General features: G+C 41.5%; 16 protein-coding genes. 9 read left to right on the top strand and 7 right to left on the bottom strand.

Annotated elements, in window-relative coordinates; all coding sequences use genetic code 11:
• Positions 1–8 precede the first annotated feature (8 nt).
• Genes uvrC through JWG41_RS01570 form a run of 4 tightly spaced genes read left to right on the top strand, consistent with a single transcriptional unit; the run spans position 9 to position 7,758 of the window.
• Positions 9–1,850 carry an excinuclease ABC subunit UvrC gene (gene uvrC / locus JWG41_RS01585; RefSeq protein ID WP_205268230.1) on the top strand — a complete coding sequence of 614 codons (1,842 nt, stop codon included), beginning with the start codon at positions 9–11 and terminating at the stop codon, positions 1,848–1,850.
• 36 nt (positions 1,851–1,886) lie between these two features.
• Positions 1,887–4,718: an LIC11755 family lipoprotein gene (locus tag JWG41_RS01580; RefSeq protein ID WP_205268229.1), complete on the top strand. Its 2,832-nt coding sequence runs from the start codon at positions 1,887–1,889 to the stop codon at positions 4,716–4,718.
• On the top strand, positions 4,715–6,142 hold the full coding sequence (locus tag JWG41_RS01575; protein WP_205268228.1) for an LA_2168 family protein: 1,428 nt from the start codon (positions 4,715–4,717) through the stop codon (positions 6,140–6,142). Before JWG41_RS01580 ends, JWG41_RS01575 begins: the two co-directional genes overlap by 4 nt.
• Complete coding sequence (locus tag JWG41_RS01570; RefSeq protein ID WP_205268227.1) at positions 6,139–7,758, top strand: phospholipase D-like domain-containing protein; 1,620 nt, start codon at positions 6,139–6,141, stop codon at positions 7,756–7,758. Before JWG41_RS01575 ends, JWG41_RS01570 begins: the two co-directional genes overlap by 4 nt.
• Here the strand turns inward: JWG41_RS01570 and JWG41_RS01565 are convergent, their stop codons facing one another.
• The 5 genes from JWG41_RS01565 to JWG41_RS01545 all read right to left on the bottom strand — a co-directional run bounded on the left by JWG41_RS01565 (position 7,759) and on the right by JWG41_RS01545 (position 11,770).
• Positions 7,759–7,944 (bottom strand): hypothetical protein, encoded by a 186-nt coding sequence (locus tag JWG41_RS01565; RefSeq protein ID WP_205268226.1) that lies wholly within the window; start codon positions 7,942–7,944, stop codon positions 7,759–7,761.
• 43 nt (positions 7,945–7,987) lie between these two features.
• Positions 7,988–9,229, bottom strand: coding sequence for an MFS transporter (locus tag JWG41_RS01560; RefSeq protein ID WP_205268225.1), 1,242 nt, complete (start codon positions 9,227–9,229; stop codon positions 7,988–7,990).
• Between the two features lie 59 nt (positions 9,230–9,288).
• Positions 9,289–10,272 carry an LBF_2017 N-terminal domain-containing protein gene (locus JWG41_RS01555; protein WP_205268224.1) on the bottom strand — a complete coding sequence of 328 codons (984 nt, stop codon included), beginning with the start codon at positions 10,270–10,272 and terminating at the stop codon, positions 9,289–9,291.
• A gap of 7 nt (positions 10,273–10,279) precedes the next feature.
• Complete coding sequence (locus JWG41_RS01550) at positions 10,280–11,068, bottom strand: FecR family protein (RefSeq protein ID WP_205268223.1); 789 nt, start codon at positions 11,066–11,068, stop codon at positions 10,280–10,282.
• 159 nt (positions 11,069–11,227) lie between these two features.
• Positions 11,228–11,770 (bottom strand): NUDIX hydrolase, encoded by a 543-nt coding sequence (locus JWG41_RS01545; RefSeq protein WP_205268222.1) that lies wholly within the window; start codon positions 11,768–11,770, stop codon positions 11,228–11,230.
• A gap of 121 nt (positions 11,771–11,891) precedes the next feature.
• Here JWG41_RS01545 and JWG41_RS01540 point away from each other — a divergent pair, with 121 nt between their 5' ends.
• From JWG41_RS01540 to JWG41_RS01520, 5 genes are all read left to right on the top strand, one after another.
• Positions 11,892–12,488 (top strand): glutathione S-transferase family protein, encoded by a 597-nt coding sequence (locus JWG41_RS01540; RefSeq protein WP_205268221.1) that lies wholly within the window; start codon positions 11,892–11,894, stop codon positions 12,486–12,488.
• Between the two features lie 68 nt (positions 12,489–12,556).
• Positions 12,557–14,572: an ATP-dependent helicase gene (locus JWG41_RS01535; protein WP_205268257.1), complete on the top strand. Its 2,016-nt coding sequence runs from the start codon at positions 12,557–12,559 to the stop codon at positions 14,570–14,572.
• Positions 14,572–15,264, top strand: a complete 693-nt coding sequence (locus JWG41_RS01530; RefSeq protein ID WP_205268220.1) for an LIC12587 family lipoprotein — start codon at positions 14,572–14,574, stop codon at positions 15,262–15,264. Before JWG41_RS01535 ends, JWG41_RS01530 begins: the two co-directional genes overlap by 1 nt.
• 6 nt (positions 15,265–15,270) lie before the next feature.
• Entirely contained in the window at positions 15,271–17,454 is a 2,184-nt protein-coding gene (locus tag JWG41_RS01525) for an LIC_12586 family protein (RefSeq protein ID WP_408611696.1), read from the top strand.
• Positions 17,439–17,807, top strand: coding sequence for a hypothetical protein (locus JWG41_RS01520; RefSeq protein ID WP_205268219.1), 369 nt, complete (start codon positions 17,439–17,441; stop codon positions 17,805–17,807). The genes JWG41_RS01525 and JWG41_RS01520 overlap by 16 nt, the downstream gene beginning before the upstream one ends.
• Here the strand turns inward: JWG41_RS01520 and lpxB are convergent.
• Entirely contained in the window at positions 17,781–18,992 is a 1,212-nt protein-coding gene (gene lpxB, locus JWG41_RS01515; RefSeq protein ID WP_205268218.1) for a lipid-A-disaccharide synthase, read from the bottom strand. The genes JWG41_RS01520 and lpxB overlap by 27 nt on opposite strands.
• Positions 18,961–19,827, bottom strand: coding sequence for an LpxI family protein (locus tag JWG41_RS01510; RefSeq protein ID WP_205268217.1), 867 nt, complete (start codon positions 19,825–19,827; stop codon positions 18,961–18,963). Before JWG41_RS01510 ends, lpxB begins: the two co-directional genes overlap by 32 nt.

Below are 19,827 nucleotides of genomic sequence, written 5' to 3'. Positions count from 1 at the left end.
TATCTATAATGAAAGATTCACTCGTTCTAAAAACCATCCAAGAAAAGATTAAAAATTTAGGAAGTCTACCAGGATGTTATCTTTGGAAAAATGAAGATGGACAAGTGATCTATGTAGGCAAAGCACTCAAGTTACAGTCTCGTGTTCGCTCTTATTTAAATCCCAATCAAAAAGATCGCAAAACACGTGCCCTTTATGTAGAATTGTATGATCTAGATTGGATTGCTACAAGCACAGAAAAGGAAGCCTTACTTCTCGAAGCCACTCTGATTAAAAAATACAATCCTAAGTTCAATGTAAGACTTAAGGATGATAAAAAATATCCCTTCCTTTGTGTTTCCACAAGTGAGGATTTCCCCATGGTATTTCTCACAAGAAAGGTAAAAGACAATGGAGATCGCTACTTTGGTCCCTTTACCGATGTCAAAGCTGCCCGAGATACTTTGGAATTGATACATAGAATCTTTCCAATTCGTAAAACCAAACTCAAACTCCCGCTGGCAAAACCACAGAGGCCTTGTCTCAACTTTCATATGGGACGTTGCCTTGGCCCATGCCAGGGAAATATTACCAAAGAAACCTATGCCGAGTTAGTGGATGAAATTTTAAACTTTTTAGAAGGAAAAAAAGAACGATTGGTTTCTGGATTAAAAACCGCTATGGTGAAGGCTTCTGAAAAGTTGGAGTATGAGAGAGCGGGATTTTTAAAAGCAAGGATTGAAAAAATCAACCAAGTGCGAGAAAAACAAACCGTTGTCAGTATGGACGGTGGAGATGAAGACATTCTTGGCATTAGCAAACGAGAAGATGAAGGGCAGATGATCATTCTGGAAGTGCGAGGTGGTAGACTGGAAGGTAAAAAATCCTTTCCACTGACGGGACTTTCTTTCTCGGATGATGAAGAAGTGTTTACTTCCTTTCTTCGTGACTACTATCTAAATGTCACAGTCCTTCCGAGTATTGTTTTTTTACCTCCTTCGGCAAAAGGAAATTATGATGTTTTTGTCGAAGCCATGACAGAAAAATTTGGAACTTCGATCAAACTCAAATTCCCGGAGATGGGACCAAAGAAATCGCTCCTTCGTTTGGCAGAAAAAAATGCCGACTTGAGTTTAACCGAGCGAATCCTTGCGACTAAACTTCGGGACCAATCGGTGGCCATGAAGGAACTCCAAGAAAAACTGAATTTGCCTGTATTGCCAAGAACCATCGAATGTTATGATATTTCTCACTTCCAGGGATCTTCTCCCGTAGCCAGTGGTGTGATGTTTGTGGATGGAAAGCCGTATAAGGCGGGTTATAGACATTATAAAATGCGTGGGTATGAAGGGATCAATGACCCGGGGATGATTCACGAGGTGATTGCAAGAAGGCTGAGTCATTTAATCAACGAAGAAGAACCTCTTCCGGATCTTATTGTGATTGATGGTGGTTTGACTCAACTTTCACGCGCTGCCGAAGCTGCTAATGCTTTAGAGCTTGGTCATATTCCGATGGTGGGTCTTGCCAAAAAAAGAGAGGAAATTTATTTCCCAGGGGAAAAACATCCTTATAGTTTTGATATCCATTCGCCCATGATGCGCCTCCTTCGTAATTTGCGAGATGAAGCCCACAGGTTCGGTGTCACTTTCCAACGTGTCCAAAGAAAGAAAAAAGCACTGAAGACGATTCTGGATGATATCGAAGACATTGGTGCCAGCAGGCGAAAGAGTATCTTATCGTATTTCCATACGAAAAAAAAGGTAACCGATGCCACGGTAGAAGAATTAAAGGAAGTCTCAGGGATTGGACCGATACTTGCCGAAAAAATCTATGCAAACATCCAAAAATTAAAAAAAATAGAACCGTAAATTCAAACATCCCACCTAAAGCCTTTGAGGTGGGAGATGCGAAAACAAACCATTGTCTTTCTTTTATTTCTCTTTGGCTCTTGCCAAAATAAAGACGAAGCCCCCTTTTTGTTGTTTGGTGATGGGTTTTCCGATACTCCCCGATTCGAATTCCAGTATGGAATCCATGAGGATTTGGGAGAGTCCATTGAAAACACGAATTATACAAGTTTTGATTCCGGTGTTCTTTGTCTTCATTCCCTTCCGATTTCTCTATACAGACTTGAGTTAGGTGGAAAATTTAGAATTTGTTGGAAAGCCGATGAATCCGTTTTTGAAAAATGGAAATTGGGTTTTTCATTTTTAGAAAGAGAACCGAGCGAGTATTCTTCTTGGCGTTTGAAGGGAAAGGGTTGGGCCGCCTCTCTGACTGAATGGGGAAAGTGGAAAAAGGAATCCGACAAGCTTGGTTTTCTTTTACAATGGGACTCGCAGGTTTTCTCAAGTGGCCTTGTCACGTACCAAAGCTTTGTTATCCCGCATCCCATCTTCTTACAAAGAACTAAAGAGAGTTGTGAGGTCGTATTTCCTTCCGAGAGTTTGGATGGATCCGAAAACAAACGCCCGATCATTTCCTTAGAGTTACCTTGTCCTGATCTGGAAGAGATTACGGAAAGGATCGTAACACAAAACGATGTATGGCTAACACAGTGTGAACCGGCAGAACCCGTGGTTTCCGAAGTCTTTCGTCATTCCGAATCTTCTTACCAAAGGTTTCTGGAATGGGAGAATCCGAAAGACTCAGTGATTTGTCCACACACACAAAGCCTAGATTGGGAAGTTGACGGAAAGAAAACGACCTTCCATTCTGATTTGTTTTCGAAACGAACCAAGGTAATCTTACCAAGAGGGATTGTACTTTTTTCTGATGATCTCGGATATAAGGGAATTCCCATTCCCAAAGAATTCCTTTCTCCTTTAGGAAAAGAATCCTTTGTTAGGTGGGGCAGTTCCGAATACCGAGATTTTGAGTTTTCCTTTCGCCAAGGGAATGAATTTTTCTCTAACCAAATTCGTTCGGTTTCTTGTCGGGACCAATTCAACCATAGGAAATCAGGAAACCTATTTTGTGGAAATCCTGGCCTACCAAACCAGTTGGTAAGAAAAGAAAAAGAAGAGGACATTCCTAGTTGCCGGTCCCACCAAATCCAAATCACGGAATTTTATCCAGGAAATCATTTTGATTCTTCGATGCCCCTTCCGGCTTACTTTGAATTTCAAAATACAGGAGAGATTTGTGACGGCTCCTCTCTCAATTGGATTTTTGAAAATACCATCTATCCCTTGTCAGCTGACGAATGGATTTTGCCTTCGGGAGCAACATTTCTTGTCACAAGGAAACCTTGGTCGGGTTGGGATCTTTTAGAAAAGGAAAAACCTTTTTCGATTCCAAAAGTTGTTTTCCAAATTCCCAATTTCTTTTGGGAAGAAAGAAAAAGTAAACAAAGAACTCCCTTCCAAGCAAGTCCCTTACTCCATCATCTGCTTCGCTTAAAGGAAGAAAATCGGTATTCGATTGTCGTGGACTCTGGAAACGAACACCCGCATGGCCGCACTGGAAGCTCACCTTATCTTCTAGAGTATGGATTTCAGATCAGTCCAGGATCAGTAAACACGAGTTCGGTGGAAACTCTTCCGACGGATCTTTGGGAATACAACCCGAAGCAGTCTCCGTTTTTGGACTTTGGATTTTCTAGGGAGGAAGAGGGTGTTGTTTCTTTCGAAAGGGAAAATGGAAATCGGTATTTGTTCTGGAAACCGCGGGATATAGAAATTCAGACATTGGCCAGCTCTCCTTCTCTTTGTAATGGAGAGAATTTCTACCAATTGCCAGAAGGATTCTTTTCGAAGTCTTTGTTCTCTCTTCGTTACCAGGGAAAACAAAGAGGGGAACCCGTTCTTCTCTCTTTCGATCCGAACCTGGTAGAAGAGCGGAGTATGAATGGATTGCGTTCTCTCCATCCAGAACCTCATCCCATTCTTTTTTCCCGTTCGATCCATCCTTCCTCGCTTTGTTTGGGAGACTTTCGAAGTCCCGGAATTTCTAAACACCGCAGTTTGGAAATCGAGAGATTGAATTCGGTATATACTTATCTCACAAACCTTCCTTTGGGAAACCAAACCGAGGTAAAACTAGGAAATGGAAGTGGTTCTGTTCCTATCGTTTTGCAAACATTAGGTGATAATGTTTATACAGCCAATCTAGGAAACCCGCTCCCCTTTTTTCCGGAAGAACAACTCTATTCCTATTTTTCTGATCCTTCCCTCATCCAATCCAAAAGTTTTTTGGAACGAAGAGGCCCCATCCAAATCGAAGCCATCTATCCGAACCCGCAGGAATCACAAAATGAATGGATCTATGTTTGTAATCGTTCGGAAAGAGAAGAGGATTTGAGTTCGTATTTAGTGGAAGATGAAGCAAACACTGATGATCTTGTTTCTTACCATACTCGTTTTCCGAATCTTTCCCCTTTGGGCAAAGCAGGCCAAAGATTCCAATACAATACAACACTTCTTCTTCCCGGTGCTTGTGCATGGATTGTGGATCCCGATGGAAAGGATTGGTTTTTTCCCATCTTCCAATCGGAATCGGATTTACTCCTTACCATACGATCCACCCAAACCATTGGGAATGGAATCTCTTCTGGGGAATCCATCCAACTCCGTAAAAAACAAGGACAGAGTTCTTTTCTCATCTCTTCCTTTGGACAAAAAGAAAGCCATTCCTCTTTTCGCCTTCCTGTGGCTACAGGAGAATTTCTTTGGTTGAAATCGGGAAGCTCTGGAATGATGGCTTCTGATTTTGAGATCTTTCGTGAGGGATTTTGAATCGTTTCCAGGTTTATTTCCTTCTTGTGATCCCTCTATATTTCGGAACTTCTTCTTTGTTTGCTGTGGGAGTGGAGGTAGGGATTTTGGGGTATGAATTATTCTTAAAAGAAACAAATGCGAAAAAAGACCCGCCACCTCCCGGTTGGGATTTACAAATCAGCCAATTAGGCCAGGACTTTCAGAAAACAACTTATTTGGACAGAGTGTCCGGCGAATCGATGTTTGTTGGTATAAAAGATAAAGACAAAAAAGAAAGGATGGTTTGGGATCTAGATATCAAACTCACCACAGGAAAAGAAACCGGACTAAGGCCCTTTTATTTAGGAAAAAACCATTATATTGGTTATGAGGCTTCCCGGTTTATCATTGGAGTGGGCCGACGGGAACATTTGTTTCGACCCAAAAGTTTTCAGACAAGTTTTGATGGAGGGGATGGACTTTTTTTAGAATTTCTGCCCTTGCCCAATCTAACCTTACAGTTTTTTCTTTGGGACCATCATTCAGGATCTCTTTTATTCGAAAAAGACCGGTTTCGTTCGATACTTCTAAGCCTTGAACCACCTAGACAAGGTTTACCGGAAGGAGCAGACCCAAATGAAAAGAGAACCCACCATCATAGAAGGCATGCTTTTGGGATCCTATATGGAGACTATCTCAAACTGAGAATGGGTTTGCAGTATTTGGAGCTTGGGACTTGGGGCCGGCATGTCAAGGATAGTCCGAGAGAAACAAAGGTTTCCGGAGCCGATGGGGATTCTCTTTTGAATGGAAATTTAGGTTTTGGATTCGATGGCGAGATTTATGAAGTCCAATTTGATTTTTTATGGGCCAAGGGAAACGATCGAACGAGTTCCAAAATGGCAAGTAACACCGGTTCGATTCCGATTTCAGGGGAGGCGATCCAAATTGGAGCCGAACTTAGGTTAGGTGATTTTTTATTCCGAACCTCCCATTTCCTTTCTGATCGGGAGGAAAGGAATGGAAAGAACCAAATCATTCGAGACGGTTATGTTTCTTTTGGAACACACCCCGCACAGACACCTTATATATCACAAATCTTTCGGATCTTTCCCTCGGCGGCAGTGACTGAGTCTGGATATGAAAAAAATTTTGCGCTCCGAGAAGGGAGGTGTTTCGGATATTTGAGTGAACTCGTGCTTCAATTCACCTACCATCAGTTCGCTGCAAAAGTAGTCGGTTCTTATTTTTTACCTTACCATCTTAGCGGTCCAACGGATGGGAGGATTAGTTTTCAGAAAAGAGATTTTGATACATTTTTTATTGGAGAAGGGCTTTTGGAACTTTCGATCAAAGAGGATTCTGTTTTTGAGTTAGGGGTCGGGATCTCTCAGCTCTTCCTACCGGAATCGATCGGCATCAAATCAAACTTTGGTTATGTATTTGGGAGAATACAAATATGAAAAAACTTCGCCTTTTCGTTTTGATCTCTGTTTTGCCTTTCCTTCTATTTTGCCAAAAACCAAAATCACAAACCGATCTTTCTTCTTTTCTATTTCCCAATTATCCGGTTTCTGAACTATACTTTTCCTATCCCGGCCGGGATATTGCGATAGAGAAAAAGAGAATCGTCAAGGAGGTAATACTCGCAGAGATTCGGAAAGCAAAAGTCTCCATTCGTGCTGATTTGTATTCCATCGATGATTCTGAAATCCTTACCGAACTGTACTTAAAAAAGAGAATGGGTGTTTCCATCCAATTGTTTGGCGATAAGGAAGAAGATTATGCGGAACTTGAATCGCTCGGTCTGGAAATCCAAAGATGGTCAGGATCAGGCATCCATCATACAAAGATTTGGATTTTTGATGGAGTTCGTTTTTTTACGGGCACTGGTAACTTTACCACACATGGACTGGATACAGACAATAATGTCTTTTGGATGCAGAACATTTCTCCTGAAGAACTAAATGCAATCACATCCACTCTCGAAGGAAAAAATCCTCGTGGATTCTTTCGGGTTGGGCCACTTCTTTACCTGACTTCTCCCGAAGCGGGACTTGAGATCCAGCAGCAGTTACTCGATGCCGTGGACTCTGCCAAACATTCCATCAAATACCTAATTTATTCTCACTATGATCCGGTACTCAGTTTGAAACTGATTGAAGCCAGTAGAAGGGGAGTTCGTGTCGAAGGAATTTATAATGCTCCTATGAATACAAATCCAGAAGGAATCTACCTCAGCCAAAACCTGGACTTCCCTTCGCAAATTTACGAAGATGGGAATGTGGATTTTGTTTATAAAAATGATCGTTATCTAGGTGGTTTGTTACATCACAAAACCATGCTCGTTGATGATCGCATTGTATATACGGGCTCTTATAATTATTCGGTTTCAGCTCGGGATAAAAACAAAGAGATCTTTGTCAAAATAGATCATGAGAAAATTGCAAAGGAATTCCTTTGGGAATGGAAACGGATTCTTTGGTTGGCCCTTCCTCTAACCAATACACAAAGTTCAGCGGGAACCAACACGAATTCGGAAAACCAACTGCGGATGTTCTCTGTCTACCGGTTCCAAAATTCCCTTTTCCAAACCAATGTTCTATTCTATAGCGAGGGAGGTTTTGACTCGAATTCCAATGCTCTTGCCAGTGCCTACCGCCAAACCTTAGGTTTAACGGGATTGCAAAGACCCAAAGAAGGGGAGCGGTTTCTTTTTACGACCCTTGTAAAAGACCCGATCTGGGAAGAAAGCGAAGCGGTAGATTTGCAGTTACATTTACAAAATTATTTTTTAGGAACAAGGGTGGGGCTTTCGAATGGGGAAAAGGTGATCTCCCTTTCTTTTTGGGACGGGTCTCATCCAAAAGTGAGTTTTGTTTTGGATCCGAATTCTACCATTTTAGGTGAGACGGATTTTTGGAAGGGAAAGAACTTTTGGTTTTGGGTTCAGACAGAATCGCGAGTTCTATCTTTCTGTCATACCAAGGAAAAAAAGAAACCACCGGAATGGATGGTCTTTATACTGAATCGTTTCGAAGTTAAAGGGAAGGTAACACCAGTTTGTTCGAGCGACTAGTCATTCCAGTTTGTCTTCAATGATGGGAACAAGGAGCTTTGCAATATCATCTTGGAGTTTCACGTAGTTATTGATTCCTAAATGAGTGATCTGTTTGTTCACATCGTTTAACATTGTTTGTATGAGAAGAACAAGGGTGTGCTTTTTATCTGCTGGAAGTTTGGAATCATGGATCAAATCTGACATGGCCTGTCCAGTATTCCCTAGAAAAGAGATTTTCCAAGCACTTTTAGACCCAGTTTTTCAGTTCTAACTCTTTCAGCTTAGGGGATAAACGGAAAGTAAAGAAGACAATGAGTATGGTCATCGTGGCTCCAAAAACAACGGAACCGACGGGCCCGAGAAATTTTGCGGAAACCCCTGATTCAAAGGCACCAATTTCATTGGAAGAGCCAATAAAAACTTTATTGATGGCACTGACACGGCCCCGCATTTCTTCGGGAGTCATGGTTTGCATAATGGTGGAACGAACCACAACGGAAACGCTATCAAAAACACCAGATAAAAATAAGGCTACAAGGGATAATAGAAAGGAATGTGAAAGACCAAAAACAAGCATACAGACCCCAAATCCAAAAACACAGAATAACAAAACCCGTCCTGATTTTTCAAGCGGTGGTTTGTATGTCAGGTAATAAGCCATAAGTAAAGCACCAAGAGATGGGGCCGCGCGCAAGTATCCCAGTCCTTCAGAACCAACGAAGAGAATGTCCTTGGCATAAACAGGAAGAAGAGCCACGGCCCCTCCGAAAAGAACGGCAAACATATCCAGGGCCATAGCACCTAACATAATTTCATTTTTCAAAACAAACCGAAGTCCTTTCAAAAGGCTATCCTTCAGTGCTTCTTTTTCTTTTCGTTCGGGAAGGCTACGTTTATTAATCCAAAAGAAAAGTAAAAAGGGGAGTCCGATACAAACGGAGTCAAAACCATAAGCCACCTGCATTCCAAAACTTGCATATACAATCCCTCCAATGGCAGGTCCAATTACGGCACCTGCTTGGAAGGAAGTTCCCATCCAGGCAGCCGAATGTGCATAGTGTTCTCTCGGAACAAGTTGTGTGACAAAACTAAAGATAGCAGGGGAGATAAAACCGCGAGCAATCCCCGAAACCAAAATCACTAAAAATATAGGATAGGCTTTGTAAGTATCGAGTAAAAAAGAAAGAGGGCCCGTGAATGCAAATAAAGTAAGGGAACAAAGGAGTAAGAAGAATAAACAAATAACAATGATATTACGACGATCTCTTAAATCTGCTAAATGTCCGGCATAGAGGGAAACCACAATGGAAGGAACGGCTTCAAAAAGCCCCACAAGTCCCAAGTCTAAGACACTACCGGTGAGTTCATAGACCTGCCAACCTACGATGGTTGCTTGGATGTTAATGGCAAGGACCATAAAGAACCTTGCTACAATAAAGAATCGGAAGTCGCGGTGTTTGAAAATGGCCAAAGAAAGGTTTTTCTTCATCTCTTTGACCAATGTTTATTGTCGAAAATGGAGAGCAATCGACAATCTAGTCCGATTTATCAATTGGCTTCACTGCCCAATTGAAAATTCAAAGTTTTGACTGCCTCTTCATTCCCTACCTGATCTACGGCGTAATAGAAAAGTTGGAAGGATCCCTTACAAACAGACTTTAAGTCTGTAATGGAAATCTCCGTTGTATAAGGTTTAAACTCTGTTTGTGTTCCCGACTGACAAGTGTAAGCGGTGAGAATGTCTTTTGGTCCACTTAATTTATCATTTGCAGTGAGTTTGATTTTTGTTTCTGGGGAAAGAAATTGAGTTCTTCCTTTGCCAACAGAATTTGGTCCCACCCAATCGATTTTGGTTTCGGGAGCCGTTACATCCTTAATAAAGTCCAAAACTTGTATAGGTTCTTTATTTCCTGCTTGGTCTAGAGAGAAGTATAAAAATTTATAGCTCCCTTCTTCTTGGATAGGGATGGATGTCATGGCCTTACTAGAATTCCAATGACCACCGTTGATGCGGAATCGAACTTCAGCAACACCGGAAGCATCATCACTTGGATGCAAAGTCAACTGATCCTTTGTCAAATACCGAATGGATTCGTCCTTTGATTTCACAATGACAAAACTATCTGTGGAGATGACGGAACTGACTTTCTTTGGTTCCCCTTTGGGAACAAAAGTTTTTTTAGCCACATATTCTCTGGGAACAGAAAGGGGAGAACCTGGATCCACGTTGGTGGAATAAACTTGGGTCCAAAATCCCTTGGCCCCATATTCACCTAACCTACGAACACGAAAATATTCAAAATCATCTTTCGGTGTTACTGTGATTCGGTTTCCCTTAAACTGAATGGATTCAGGAGGTTTCGGCGCAATGCTGTCGCCGTTTTCGTTTGGTTTCTCTTGCCAAAGTTCCAATTCAAAACTGGCTTCTGGTTCTGCATCAATCACAACTCGGAGTTCCCTCTTGGGTTTAGAAACTAGAGAACTATAACTTAAGAAAACAATCCCAATGATCAGTAAAAATTTTTGATTCATAATCCTTCTATTCTTCTTTAATGCGTGGCGCTTCAGGAATTTTATAAGGTTGTACAGGTGACTTTCCCTTTTCAACAAAAGTAGCCATCCCTTGTGTGAGTTCCACAGTTTTTCCCTGTGCCCCTACATCCACCACACCTTCAAAACAAGAAATAGTCGAACTTAGTTTTTCATCTAACTCCACTCGGAATTCGGTTCCGCGAACTCCCGCAGTCGAAGATGGGCTAACGATATTGAATTTATGTTCGGTGGTCGGTGGATTGGATTTTGTGACCTTTGCATCCAGACTTCCTTTAAAAAGAGCGACGGTGATGGCCCCACCTTTCTTCTCTGCCCCTTTCACTTCGAAATGACTGTTTGTTAAAATTCGCACCATACCCACGTTATTAATATGAACATCGGTTTTCCCTTTGCCTGCAGTTTTGATTTGGTCATTCGGATGGAGTTCTTGTCCTAATTTTAAAGGAACCCAAGGACCCTTACCACCAGTCCCATTCCATTCTACCTGTCCCAATACAAATTCAGTAACTCCCACTACGGCTTTACGAAGAAAAACAGGAACGACTAGAGACAAACCTGGTTTGATAAGATCTGGATTGGGGATTTTGTTATGTTTGAGAAGTTCTGGCCAGCGTTTGGGATCAGAAAGATGCCTTTCTGAAATGAGGGAGAGTGTTTCTCCCTTTTGGACTGTGATGGTAATGGGTTCTAATGTTTCTTCACCTTCCGCAAAGAGCGGAAACTGACTGAATATTATGATAAGTACTAAGATTGAATGTGCGATGGACTTTCTCATAAATATACAGTCTCAAACTAATGTTTAATTTTCCAGCAATTTCGAAAATCTTGGGGATTTTTCTAAACGAAGATAGTTCCCTTTTTTAGAATTCATTAAAATAGGAATCTAATTCTTCGAATGATCCCTAGCAAATAACTCTACATCGCTTCGGTTATCTTACTTAGATTGTAAGAAGTAGATTCCAAGTGCCGCTGCCATATGAGGGTGGTGGATGACCCCATCAAGTAACAATTGTTTTACTTCCTCTGGTTTCTTTAAAATGATTTCAATATCTTCGCCTTCATCAAACTCCACGTCGTGAATTAACTCCACATCATGCGCTAAATAGGAATAGGACCAATTTGTAAACATGGCAGGGTTACCCGAAAACTTAGAAAGAAGTTTGTATTTTGTTGGATCTGTAGCATATCCTGTTTCTTCCCTAAGTTCACGAATCGCGGATTCTAATTCGGAACCAGGGCCTTCCTCGTCCACAATCCCACCGGGAATTTCCAAACTTTCTTCTCCAATTCCATGTCGGTATTGTTTGATGAGGAGGATCTCGCCCGACTTAGTTACAGGAACCACATTCACCCAATTTTTGGATTTTAACACATAGTATGTTTTTTCTTCCACAGAACGAGGGAGTTTGATATCAAAACTTGCCAATGTATAAATGGGGGTGGCGTAGATGTCTTTCCAGTTTTTTCGTTCTTTCACTTTGGTTTCCTTCGAACAAGGGAATTTTGAATTCCAGGAATTGTATAGAGATTTTCCTTCTTTTTTAGATTTCTAAAAATCTTACTCTTGCGGATGGACGCGATCAGAAAACTATCTACATATGAAATTATATGGTAGCATCACTTCCCCTTATGTAAGACGAATTCGTTTTCTCTGTTTAGAAATGGGGATTCCCTTCACTCTCGTGGACACATTGACGGAAGCCGGCCAAAAGGAACTCAGGGAAAAGAATCCTCTTTGGAAAGTTCCTTACGCCGAGATTGACGATCTCAAAATTTGGGATAGCCACACCATCATGGACTATCTTTTTGAAACCAAGGGATCTGGTAATTTTCGCCCCAAATCAGGGCCCCATCGTTACAGAGAAGCAAATATACAAAACGCTATCGACCAGGCTTTGGACAATGCGATTCTCATCTTCTACTTAAACAAAGAGGGGATTAAACCGGATGCAGCGCCATACCTTACTAAAAATGCCTTAAGAATTAGTTCTATTTTGGATTATATCAAACGCGAGTTAAACGGTCACTTTTTCTTTACTGATGGAAAAACCGGACTTTCTGAAATGGCGTTGTATACCGCTCTCGATTGGATTCGGTTTCGATCGGTTTTGCCTGTGGAAGAGGACCCCGTTTTCGAGAGTTTTTTAAACTTCCATGGCCAAAACAAATCTTGGAAGGAAACCGTTCCTAAGTAATAAAGAACAGCCGTTTTTCACTCGACCGGATCGGATTTACCAAGATTATGTCCCTTACCGGTCTCTCTATGAAATTAAATGCGGCGCAAATGGAAGCAGTTTCCACCATCCAAGGACCCCTTCTTGTCTTCGCGGGCGCGGGGTCAGGAAAAACTCGGGTCATCACCAACCGTATCGCGCATATGATCGAAGGGGTTAAGATCCCTGCAGGGAAAATCGTCGCTCTTTCCTTCACTAACAAAAGTGCCAAAGAGATGGCCGAAAGGCTTCGTAAGATGGTTCCAAGAGAAAAACTCAAAGGAATCACTCTTTCCACCTTTCACTCGTTAGGTTTGAAGATCCTAAAAGAACATATTACCAAACTCGGTTATAACGAAACTTTTTTACTATTTAATGGAACCGACCAAGAAGCCTTTGTCTCTGACCTTTTAAAGTCCAAACGATTGGATCCTAAAAAAGTTCCCCCCAAGGAAATTCTAAGGCGGGTCTCTTATGCAAAAAATACCCAAGTCCATCCAAGAGACAATGGTCTTACTGGAGAATTGGATTTAGTAGCGGCCGAAGTTTTCTCTATGTATGAAGAGGGTCTAAAAGAAAAAAATGCCATCGACTTTGATGATTTGATTTTACTTCCCAAACGTCTGTTAGCTGAATTTCCTGAAATTGCTGCCTATTACCAAAGAAAACACGAATATTATCTTGTGGATGAATTCCAAGATACCAACCAACTCCAATATGAGTTTTTATCCTTATTTCGTGGGAAAAGTGACAATCTTTGTGTGGTAGGGGACGACGACCAAAGTATCTATGCCTTTCGTGGTTCGAATGTACAACTCATTCTCAACTTCGAAAGAGAATTCGCTCAAGCCAAAGTCGTACGGCTCCTTGAAAACTATCGTTCGACTTCCCTCATCATCCAAGCGGCAAACTCTCTCATCCAAAACAACAAAGGCCGAAAGGAAAAAACTCTCTATAGTCGTATCCCATCAGCGGAACGAGTGGAATACTATGAAACCGCAGATGAAAGAGAAGAGGCCATTTTTGTCGCGGGAAGGATCCAAACCTTACTCATTAAAAATGAATTCAAGGGAAAAGAAATCGCCATCCTATTTCGAACCAACTTCCAATCCCGTCCCTTTGAAGAGGAACTTCGGAACCGGAGTATTCCCTACAAAGTAGTGGGTGGTTATAATTTCTTTGATCGGAAAGAAATTAGGGATTGTATCTCTTACCTTCGTTATGTGGCAAATCCTAAGGATGATTATTCTCTTCTTCGCATCATCAACTACCCGAAACGAGGGATAGGCCCCGGCACCATGCAAAAACTCCAAGAGGAAGCCTTCACCCACAAACTATCTTTATACGAAGTCTTCCATAAAATGATTGAGAGTCCTGACTATTTGCCCGAAGTTAAAGCTAAGGTCAGACAAGAAATCTACCAATTTGTAGAACTTGTGGATGCCTTCAAAAAGAAGTTTGCAATGTCGCCGAAGATGGCGCCGGTGCTTCGGGAAATGATCACCCAAATCGGTTTTGAGCGGGAAATCTCCATGGAAGAAACCGAGGAGAAGGTGGTTAAGGCCCGGATTTACAATTTGAGTGAACTAGTGAATATGATGTCCTTTTTTGAAGAAGAAGAGGGCCGTGAGGGCAAAGCCACCATTTTTGACTTTTTGCAGAGACTCGTTCTCCTGATGGAAGACGAACCGAAAGAGGATGAGGAAGACCGCCGGGTCCAACTCCTCACCATGCACCAGTCCAAGGGTCTGGAATACGATTTAGTTTTTTTAGTGGGCCTAGAAGAGGGAATTTTACCGAACTCACGTGTTATAGAAGAAGAAGGGGAAGTGGTCGATGAAGAAAGACGGCTTCTCTACGTGGGTATGACTCGCCCAAGACGAAAATTGTACTTGACTTCGGCTCGTACAAGACGCAAATTTGGGGAGCAAATCGAGAGTGCCCCCTCTCGGTTTTTAAACGAGCTGTCTCAGGACGCTGTTCTTTTTTTCCCTATGGAAACGAAGGATAGAGACACAGAAACTAAGAATTTCTTAGAGGAATTAGACAAACTAAAGGTAGGCTAATGAAATCGATTCTCCCACTAACCCTCATTCTAGCGATGGTTGTGGCATTTGAAAATTGCGCATCAAATCAAGGAGTCCTGAATACAGGAGCTTCCAAAATCAATACAGGGTCTCATTTGGCCCAAATCGAATCCATCGATGCTGATCTCAAATCCTCTTCTCTATCTGACGAATCCCGAGACAAATTAGTCATCCGAAAAGGAAAACTTTTGCTCGATCTTGGAAAATATGACGAGACCATTTCCACTCTAAACCTTGTGAACCAGGCAAAGTCCAACCCGGTGCAACTTTCTGAGTGGAATCTCACTATGGGCAAAGCCTATGTGGGAAAAAACGAATACTCCAAAGCCATTCAATTCCTAAACCAATCCGAAAGATTGGACAAAAACACAAACCTGATGGAACGGAAAAAACTAGTGGTGCAGTCCCTTGTAGCAGAACGGGAATATTACCCAGCTCTTGCGACTCTCACGAAGACCTATACCAAAGGGAACCAAAAGAAAGACGAATTCTATTATGAAACTGCTGCGAAAACCTATTTAAAAATGGGTTTCGAATATAAGAATACAGGTTTTTACCAAAAAGGTTTGCAAGTTGCCAATTTAGGATTGGAAGAATTTCCAAATAACGAAACTCTGAAGTCCATTCAGAAAGAGTGTTTGGAAGTGTTGCAGCCGGAGGGCAAACTCTAAGTTCTTTTGGAACGGATCTTTTCTCTAAAGCGCCTATTTTCCTATAGGCAATCCTTTTCGAACCTCTTTAATAGAATCCGTGAAAACAAGCGGGTTCTATTTTCATTTTTAGCACTGGGTCTCATTTTTTTCTGTTTTATCCTCTGCTATTATGGTTTGGAATTCTATCTTCGAAACTATCGGATCCCCTTAGTCCAACTCAGGAAAGTAGTCACCTTTACCATCAACCGGGAGCTCGGCAAAGCAGTGGACATTGGTGTCCTTGATTTCTCTCTTCGTGAGGGACTCATCATTGAAGACTTGGTGGTTTCCAATGAAGAAGACTTTTCCTTTAACGACCATATGTTGAAGGTAAAAAAAGTTACCTTTCGCTTATCCAGTTATTTCAAAGATTCCCCCACAGTGGAACAAATTGATTTTTATAGTCCGCATTTGGTTTTGAACGAAAATGCGAGTTTACGAAACCAACTCATCCAATACGCACAAACGAGTAAGTTGAAAGACATTCGTTTTCACGATGCCAAACTCACCGTCAAACAAAACGACTCTACCTTAGTCGATTGGAAAGAGGGTTGGGACATTGTGATGAAACGAAAGAATAAACGTTTGTATCTCTCGTATAACAATGGTTGGTTCTGGATTCCGAATTCCACTCGGATTAAAGGGGAAGGTGAGTTTTCGGATCATAATTTGGACGAATACCAATTTGAATTCCAATGGAAGAATTACCCTTCCGAAGAAGCCATCATTCTTACCAATTATCTCTTTGGCTCCAATGTTCATTCGGCAGTCCTTTCCGGAGAAGGGAAGGTGGTCCGTGACGCGGCTTCCGGGTTTACGGCCAGTGGTGATGTGGAGTTTGAGAATTCACTCATTCCCATTCCTTTTTTTGAAAATTATATCCTGGATGGATTTCGGTTTCGCGAGTTGTTTCTATTCACACCCAATAAAGAAGAAAGAGAATTTTTAGGAACAGACTTTCGAATCAAAACTTCTGTGAAAACAGAAACGATCAAAGAACCACTTCTCGATCGGCATTTTGAATTCCAAATTGAATCTTTAGAAGGGATTGCAGAAAGGATCTCCGATCTTTCTGGAAACTTCACACTTCCCTTGTCCGGATCATTATCGGGTAATATTGATCTTTTGGAGACAGGAGATAAAAACAAATGGTTCCAACTCCGTGGGAACTTGAGTGGATCTGAGATGGAATGGGATTCAAAACTTCTGCAGTTAGAAAAAGGAAATTTATCTTTAAACCTCACCGAAGGCAATGAGTGGAATTTAAAATTTGATTCTTTGCTTTTTGGAAAACCGTCTCACCTGGGCGGTGGGGGATCGAATGAATGGGGTCGTTCCAAAAAAACCGACGGTTCTTATTATTATCCACTCAATTCCAAAACCAAACTGGGTTTCCAAACACCGGACCTTACTGGTAGCGACTGGAAACCTTTGTATGAGGATTGGAATCGGGAAACCTTAGAAGAAATCAGGGAAAGACAAGAAAAGTTAATTCCAGAAGAGTATTTTTACCAAACCAAAGTTTATAAATACTTTTTGGAATCCATGAATTTGGATTTCGGAATCCAAATTGCCAACTACTATCCGTTTGGTGGGGCAAATTCCCTTGGTGAATCCAAAGGAAACTTACAAGTGAAGGACGGAAGGATGAATCTGGGATTGAATTTGGGAAATTCCAATTCAAAGATTTCTATGGTTTCTTACTACGCGAGTAAAACTCCCAACTTTGGTTTTAGTTTGGTCTTAAATGAATACCCTTGGTCGGATCCTTGGATGCATTTATGTGGTGCCGAATTAAAACCCACTCATGTCAGTTTGGATTATAGTTTTAATAGTATGGGAAGTGATTATTATACCCTTCATAAAGATGCCCGGACTTCTTATTTCTTGAAACTTTTTGGGGTGAGCCTTAAGGATGCTGATTTGGTTTCTAAATTGGTTATGGATTTAAGTCCCTTGAAAAAACCATTTCAGATGGAATTTGATTTGAGTCGGTATTCAGATATGGATTATATTTCTAATTTAGTGGTCTCAAGCGAATCCTTGGATTTAAAGGGATATGGAAATAATAAAAATGGAAACTATGCCTTCACTACTTACGGACTCGTTGGGGAATCCAGAGGGAGTTTTAGTCTTACCGAAGAGGAAAATAAATGCGTTCTCAAATAGTTAGTTTCAGTTTGATTTCTCTTCTTTTTTTCTTTGGCTTTTGTACAGAAAAGAAAAACCCCGCAGACCTTGCCCCGGAAGTGTCCAAATTACCGGCGTTTGGTGGAGAATGGATCTTAGAGTGGGAAAACAAAACTCATTCCCTAAACATCCAACCGGAAGAAAACAAAGTCCTTTGGAATGGGGCAGGGGATCTCAGCTTGGAGTTGGATTCTGTAGGGATACGACTCCGACCCAGTGATGAAGAAACCATCAAAGGTTATTTTTTATATTCAGATTTAAAACCCAAGTCCTGGATTGGGACCTGGGAGAACCGGGTGGTTCGTTTAATTCGAAAAGGTTCGCAGGAGTGACTGGATTTCCTTTGCGGCCTTTTTCGACGCATTAGTCGTTCCGAGTTCCCTTTCTTTCGCATCCCTAAGGATTCCCTTCATTTTGTTCCGGAGTTTTGTATTGGAAAGAATCTTCCAAGCTTCTTGGAAGATATACTTCGGTTGGCATTCGTTTTGAGTAATTTCCCGGCAGACTTCCTCACCTGACAAAATATTCGCAAGGCCAATGAATTTGGACCTCATCAGTAATGATCCAAGGAAGTAAGTAAACAAACTCACCTTATACAAAATCACCATCGGTGTTTCAAAATACAATCCTTCCAAAGTAGCCGTCCCTGAAGCAATGAGGAGGAGATCGCTTGTTTCCATCACACGTAAAGACGCATTCCAAAGGTAATGGATTTGGATGTCAGGATGGATTTCTTTTAAGGCTTCAATTTTTTCCAAAAGAAAGGATTCTTCTTTGGCATTGATATTCGGGAGAAGGAAAACAATTTTCTTTTTCTCCAACTTACATTGTTCATGGAGGAGGGCCGCTGTCCCGAGAATGGGATCAATGAGCCTACGAATCTCGCCTTTTCTGGAACCAGGGAGAAGTCCTACTGTATAACCGTGGTGGGAATCCGGAAGTTTTTCTGCGATGACCGGTTCCTTTTTCAATTTTTCAGGAATCCGTTTGGTGATGGGATGGCCTACAAATTTGGCATTCACACCATATTCCGTATAAATTTCTTCTTCGAATCGGAATAGGGTGAGCATCAAAGCAATTTGTTCTTTGATAAAATAGATACGGTTGAACTTCCAAGCCCAGATTTGTGGGGATACATAGAAAACGGTAGGGATCCCTCGCAGTTTTAATTCTTTCGCCAAACGAAGGTTAAATCCTGGGTAATCAATTAAAATGGCGAGTTTGGTTGGCCTACGTGCCGTTTCGTCTAAAACTCGGTAAAATATCTTTTTTAAGAAACTGTATTTTTTTAAGGCTTCCGAAAATCCAATCACACTGAGTTGTTCGATTTCTTCCATGGATTCGAGTCCGTGGCCAATCATTCCCTCTCCACCAATTCCATAGAACTTATATTCTGGTTCTAAGATGGCTAGCTCCTGTAAAAGATCGGCTCCCAGTAAATCACCAGAATGTTCGCCGGCGATGACTAAGATATTTTTGTCAGACTCATATTGATGGGATTTTTTTTTGGTTACCATTGAGAACCTTACTTCCGCTTTTTCCGACAACACAAAAGTTTAATTTATGTTTTGTGGCAAATTCAATTGCTGCCTTTGGATCCACCACTAAGGTTTCTCCTTCTCGAATACAAAGTGTTTTGCAACCACTTTCGAGCATCATTTGAAAGGTATGAATTCCAATCGTGGGGAGGTCAAAACGATTGTCTTGTTTGGCTTTGGGGCTTTTGCAAACAACAGCATCTCCCTTCTTTTTGGTATACAATCCACCTCGTTTGATGGTTTCATCGGTTCCTTCCACTGCTTCTACGGCGATGACGGATTCGTCACAGACCACAACCATTTGTCCGATATCTAAATCGGCCATCTTTTCTGCGTAGAACATTCCGAAGTCGACATCCTTAAGTTCTTGGGAACTAAATTTTTTTGGAGTGTAACGACCTTCGGGAAGGAGTAAGGATTGTAAGTAGATCTTTTGGGAAATGACTTTAACACCCATTGATTCAAATTCGTCTGCGATCGCAAGGAAGATGGGGTAGTCGTTTCGGTTGATGGTGCGGGCAAGGATGGCGAGAGCTTTCAGATCAAATTTTAGTTTTTGGAAGAGCAGGTCTTTACGAACCTTCCCAAGCATCAAAATCCGAGTGATCTTTTCTTTTTGGATGAGTTTTAAAATTTTACCAACCTGGGTGATATGCACAGGAATGGTGCGTACACTGTGTTCTCTTGGTGTGAAGTCGGATTCGATGAGTCCAAGAAATATAGGATCCTCACCTGCGAGAAGGGCTTCCTTCATTCCAATGTGAGGTAGTTCCCCACCACCAGCAATAATGGCTAATCGGCCTTTGGGTGCCAA

Source organism: Leptospira chreensis (assembly GCF_016919165.1).
GTDB lineage: Bacteria > Spirochaetota > Leptospiria > Leptospirales > Leptospiraceae > Leptospira_A > Leptospira_A chreensis.
Note: the sequence above shows the minus strand (reverse complement) of the source record. Positions and strands in the feature narration are given on the sequence as shown.

What these genes read in the sequence shown, in the direction of transcription:
- JWG41_RS01550 (WP_205268223.1), bottom strand. Translation starts at nt 11,068, where the DNA reads ATGAGAAAGTCCATCGCACATTCAATCTTAGTACTTATCATAATATTC.
- JWG41_RS01540 (WP_205268221.1), top strand. Translation starts at nt 11,892, where the DNA reads ATGAAATTATATGGTAGCATCACTTCCCCTTATGTAAGACGAATTCGT.
- uvrC (WP_205268230.1), top strand. Translation starts at nt 9, where the DNA reads ATGAAAGATTCACTCGTTCTAAAAACCATCCAAGAAAAGATTAAAAAT.
- JWG41_RS01580 (WP_205268229.1), top strand. Translation starts at nt 1,887, where the DNA reads ATGCGAAAACAAACCATTGTCTTTCTTTTATTTCTCTTTGGCTCTTGC.
- JWG41_RS01570 (WP_205268227.1), top strand. Translation starts at nt 6,139, where the DNA reads ATGAAAAAACTTCGCCTTTTCGTTTTGATCTCTGTTTTGCCTTTCCTT.
- JWG41_RS01555 (WP_205268224.1), bottom strand. Translation starts at nt 10,272, where the DNA reads ATGAATCAAAAATTTTTACTGATCATTGGGATTGTTTTCTTAAGTTAT.
- JWG41_RS01565 (WP_205268226.1), bottom strand. Translation starts at nt 7,944, where the DNA reads ATGTCAGATTTGATCCATGATTCCAAACTTCCAGCAGATAAAAAGCAC.
- JWG41_RS01560 (WP_205268225.1), bottom strand. Translation starts at nt 9,229, where the DNA reads ATGAAGAAAAACCTTTCTTTGGCCATTTTCAAACACCGCGACTTCCGA.
- JWG41_RS01530 (WP_205268220.1), top strand. Translation starts at nt 14,572, where the DNA reads ATGAAATCGATTCTCCCACTAACCCTCATTCTAGCGATGGTTGTGGCA.
- JWG41_RS01520 (WP_205268219.1), top strand. Translation starts at nt 17,439, where the DNA reads ATGCGTTCTCAAATAGTTAGTTTCAGTTTGATTTCTCTTCTTTTTTTC.
- JWG41_RS01535 (WP_205268257.1), top strand. Translation starts at nt 12,557, where the DNA reads ATGAAATTAAATGCGGCGCAAATGGAAGCAGTTTCCACCATCCAAGGA.
- lpxB (WP_205268218.1), bottom strand. Translation starts at nt 18,992, where the DNA reads ATGGTAACCAAAAAAAAATCCCATCAATATGAGTCTGACAAAAATATC.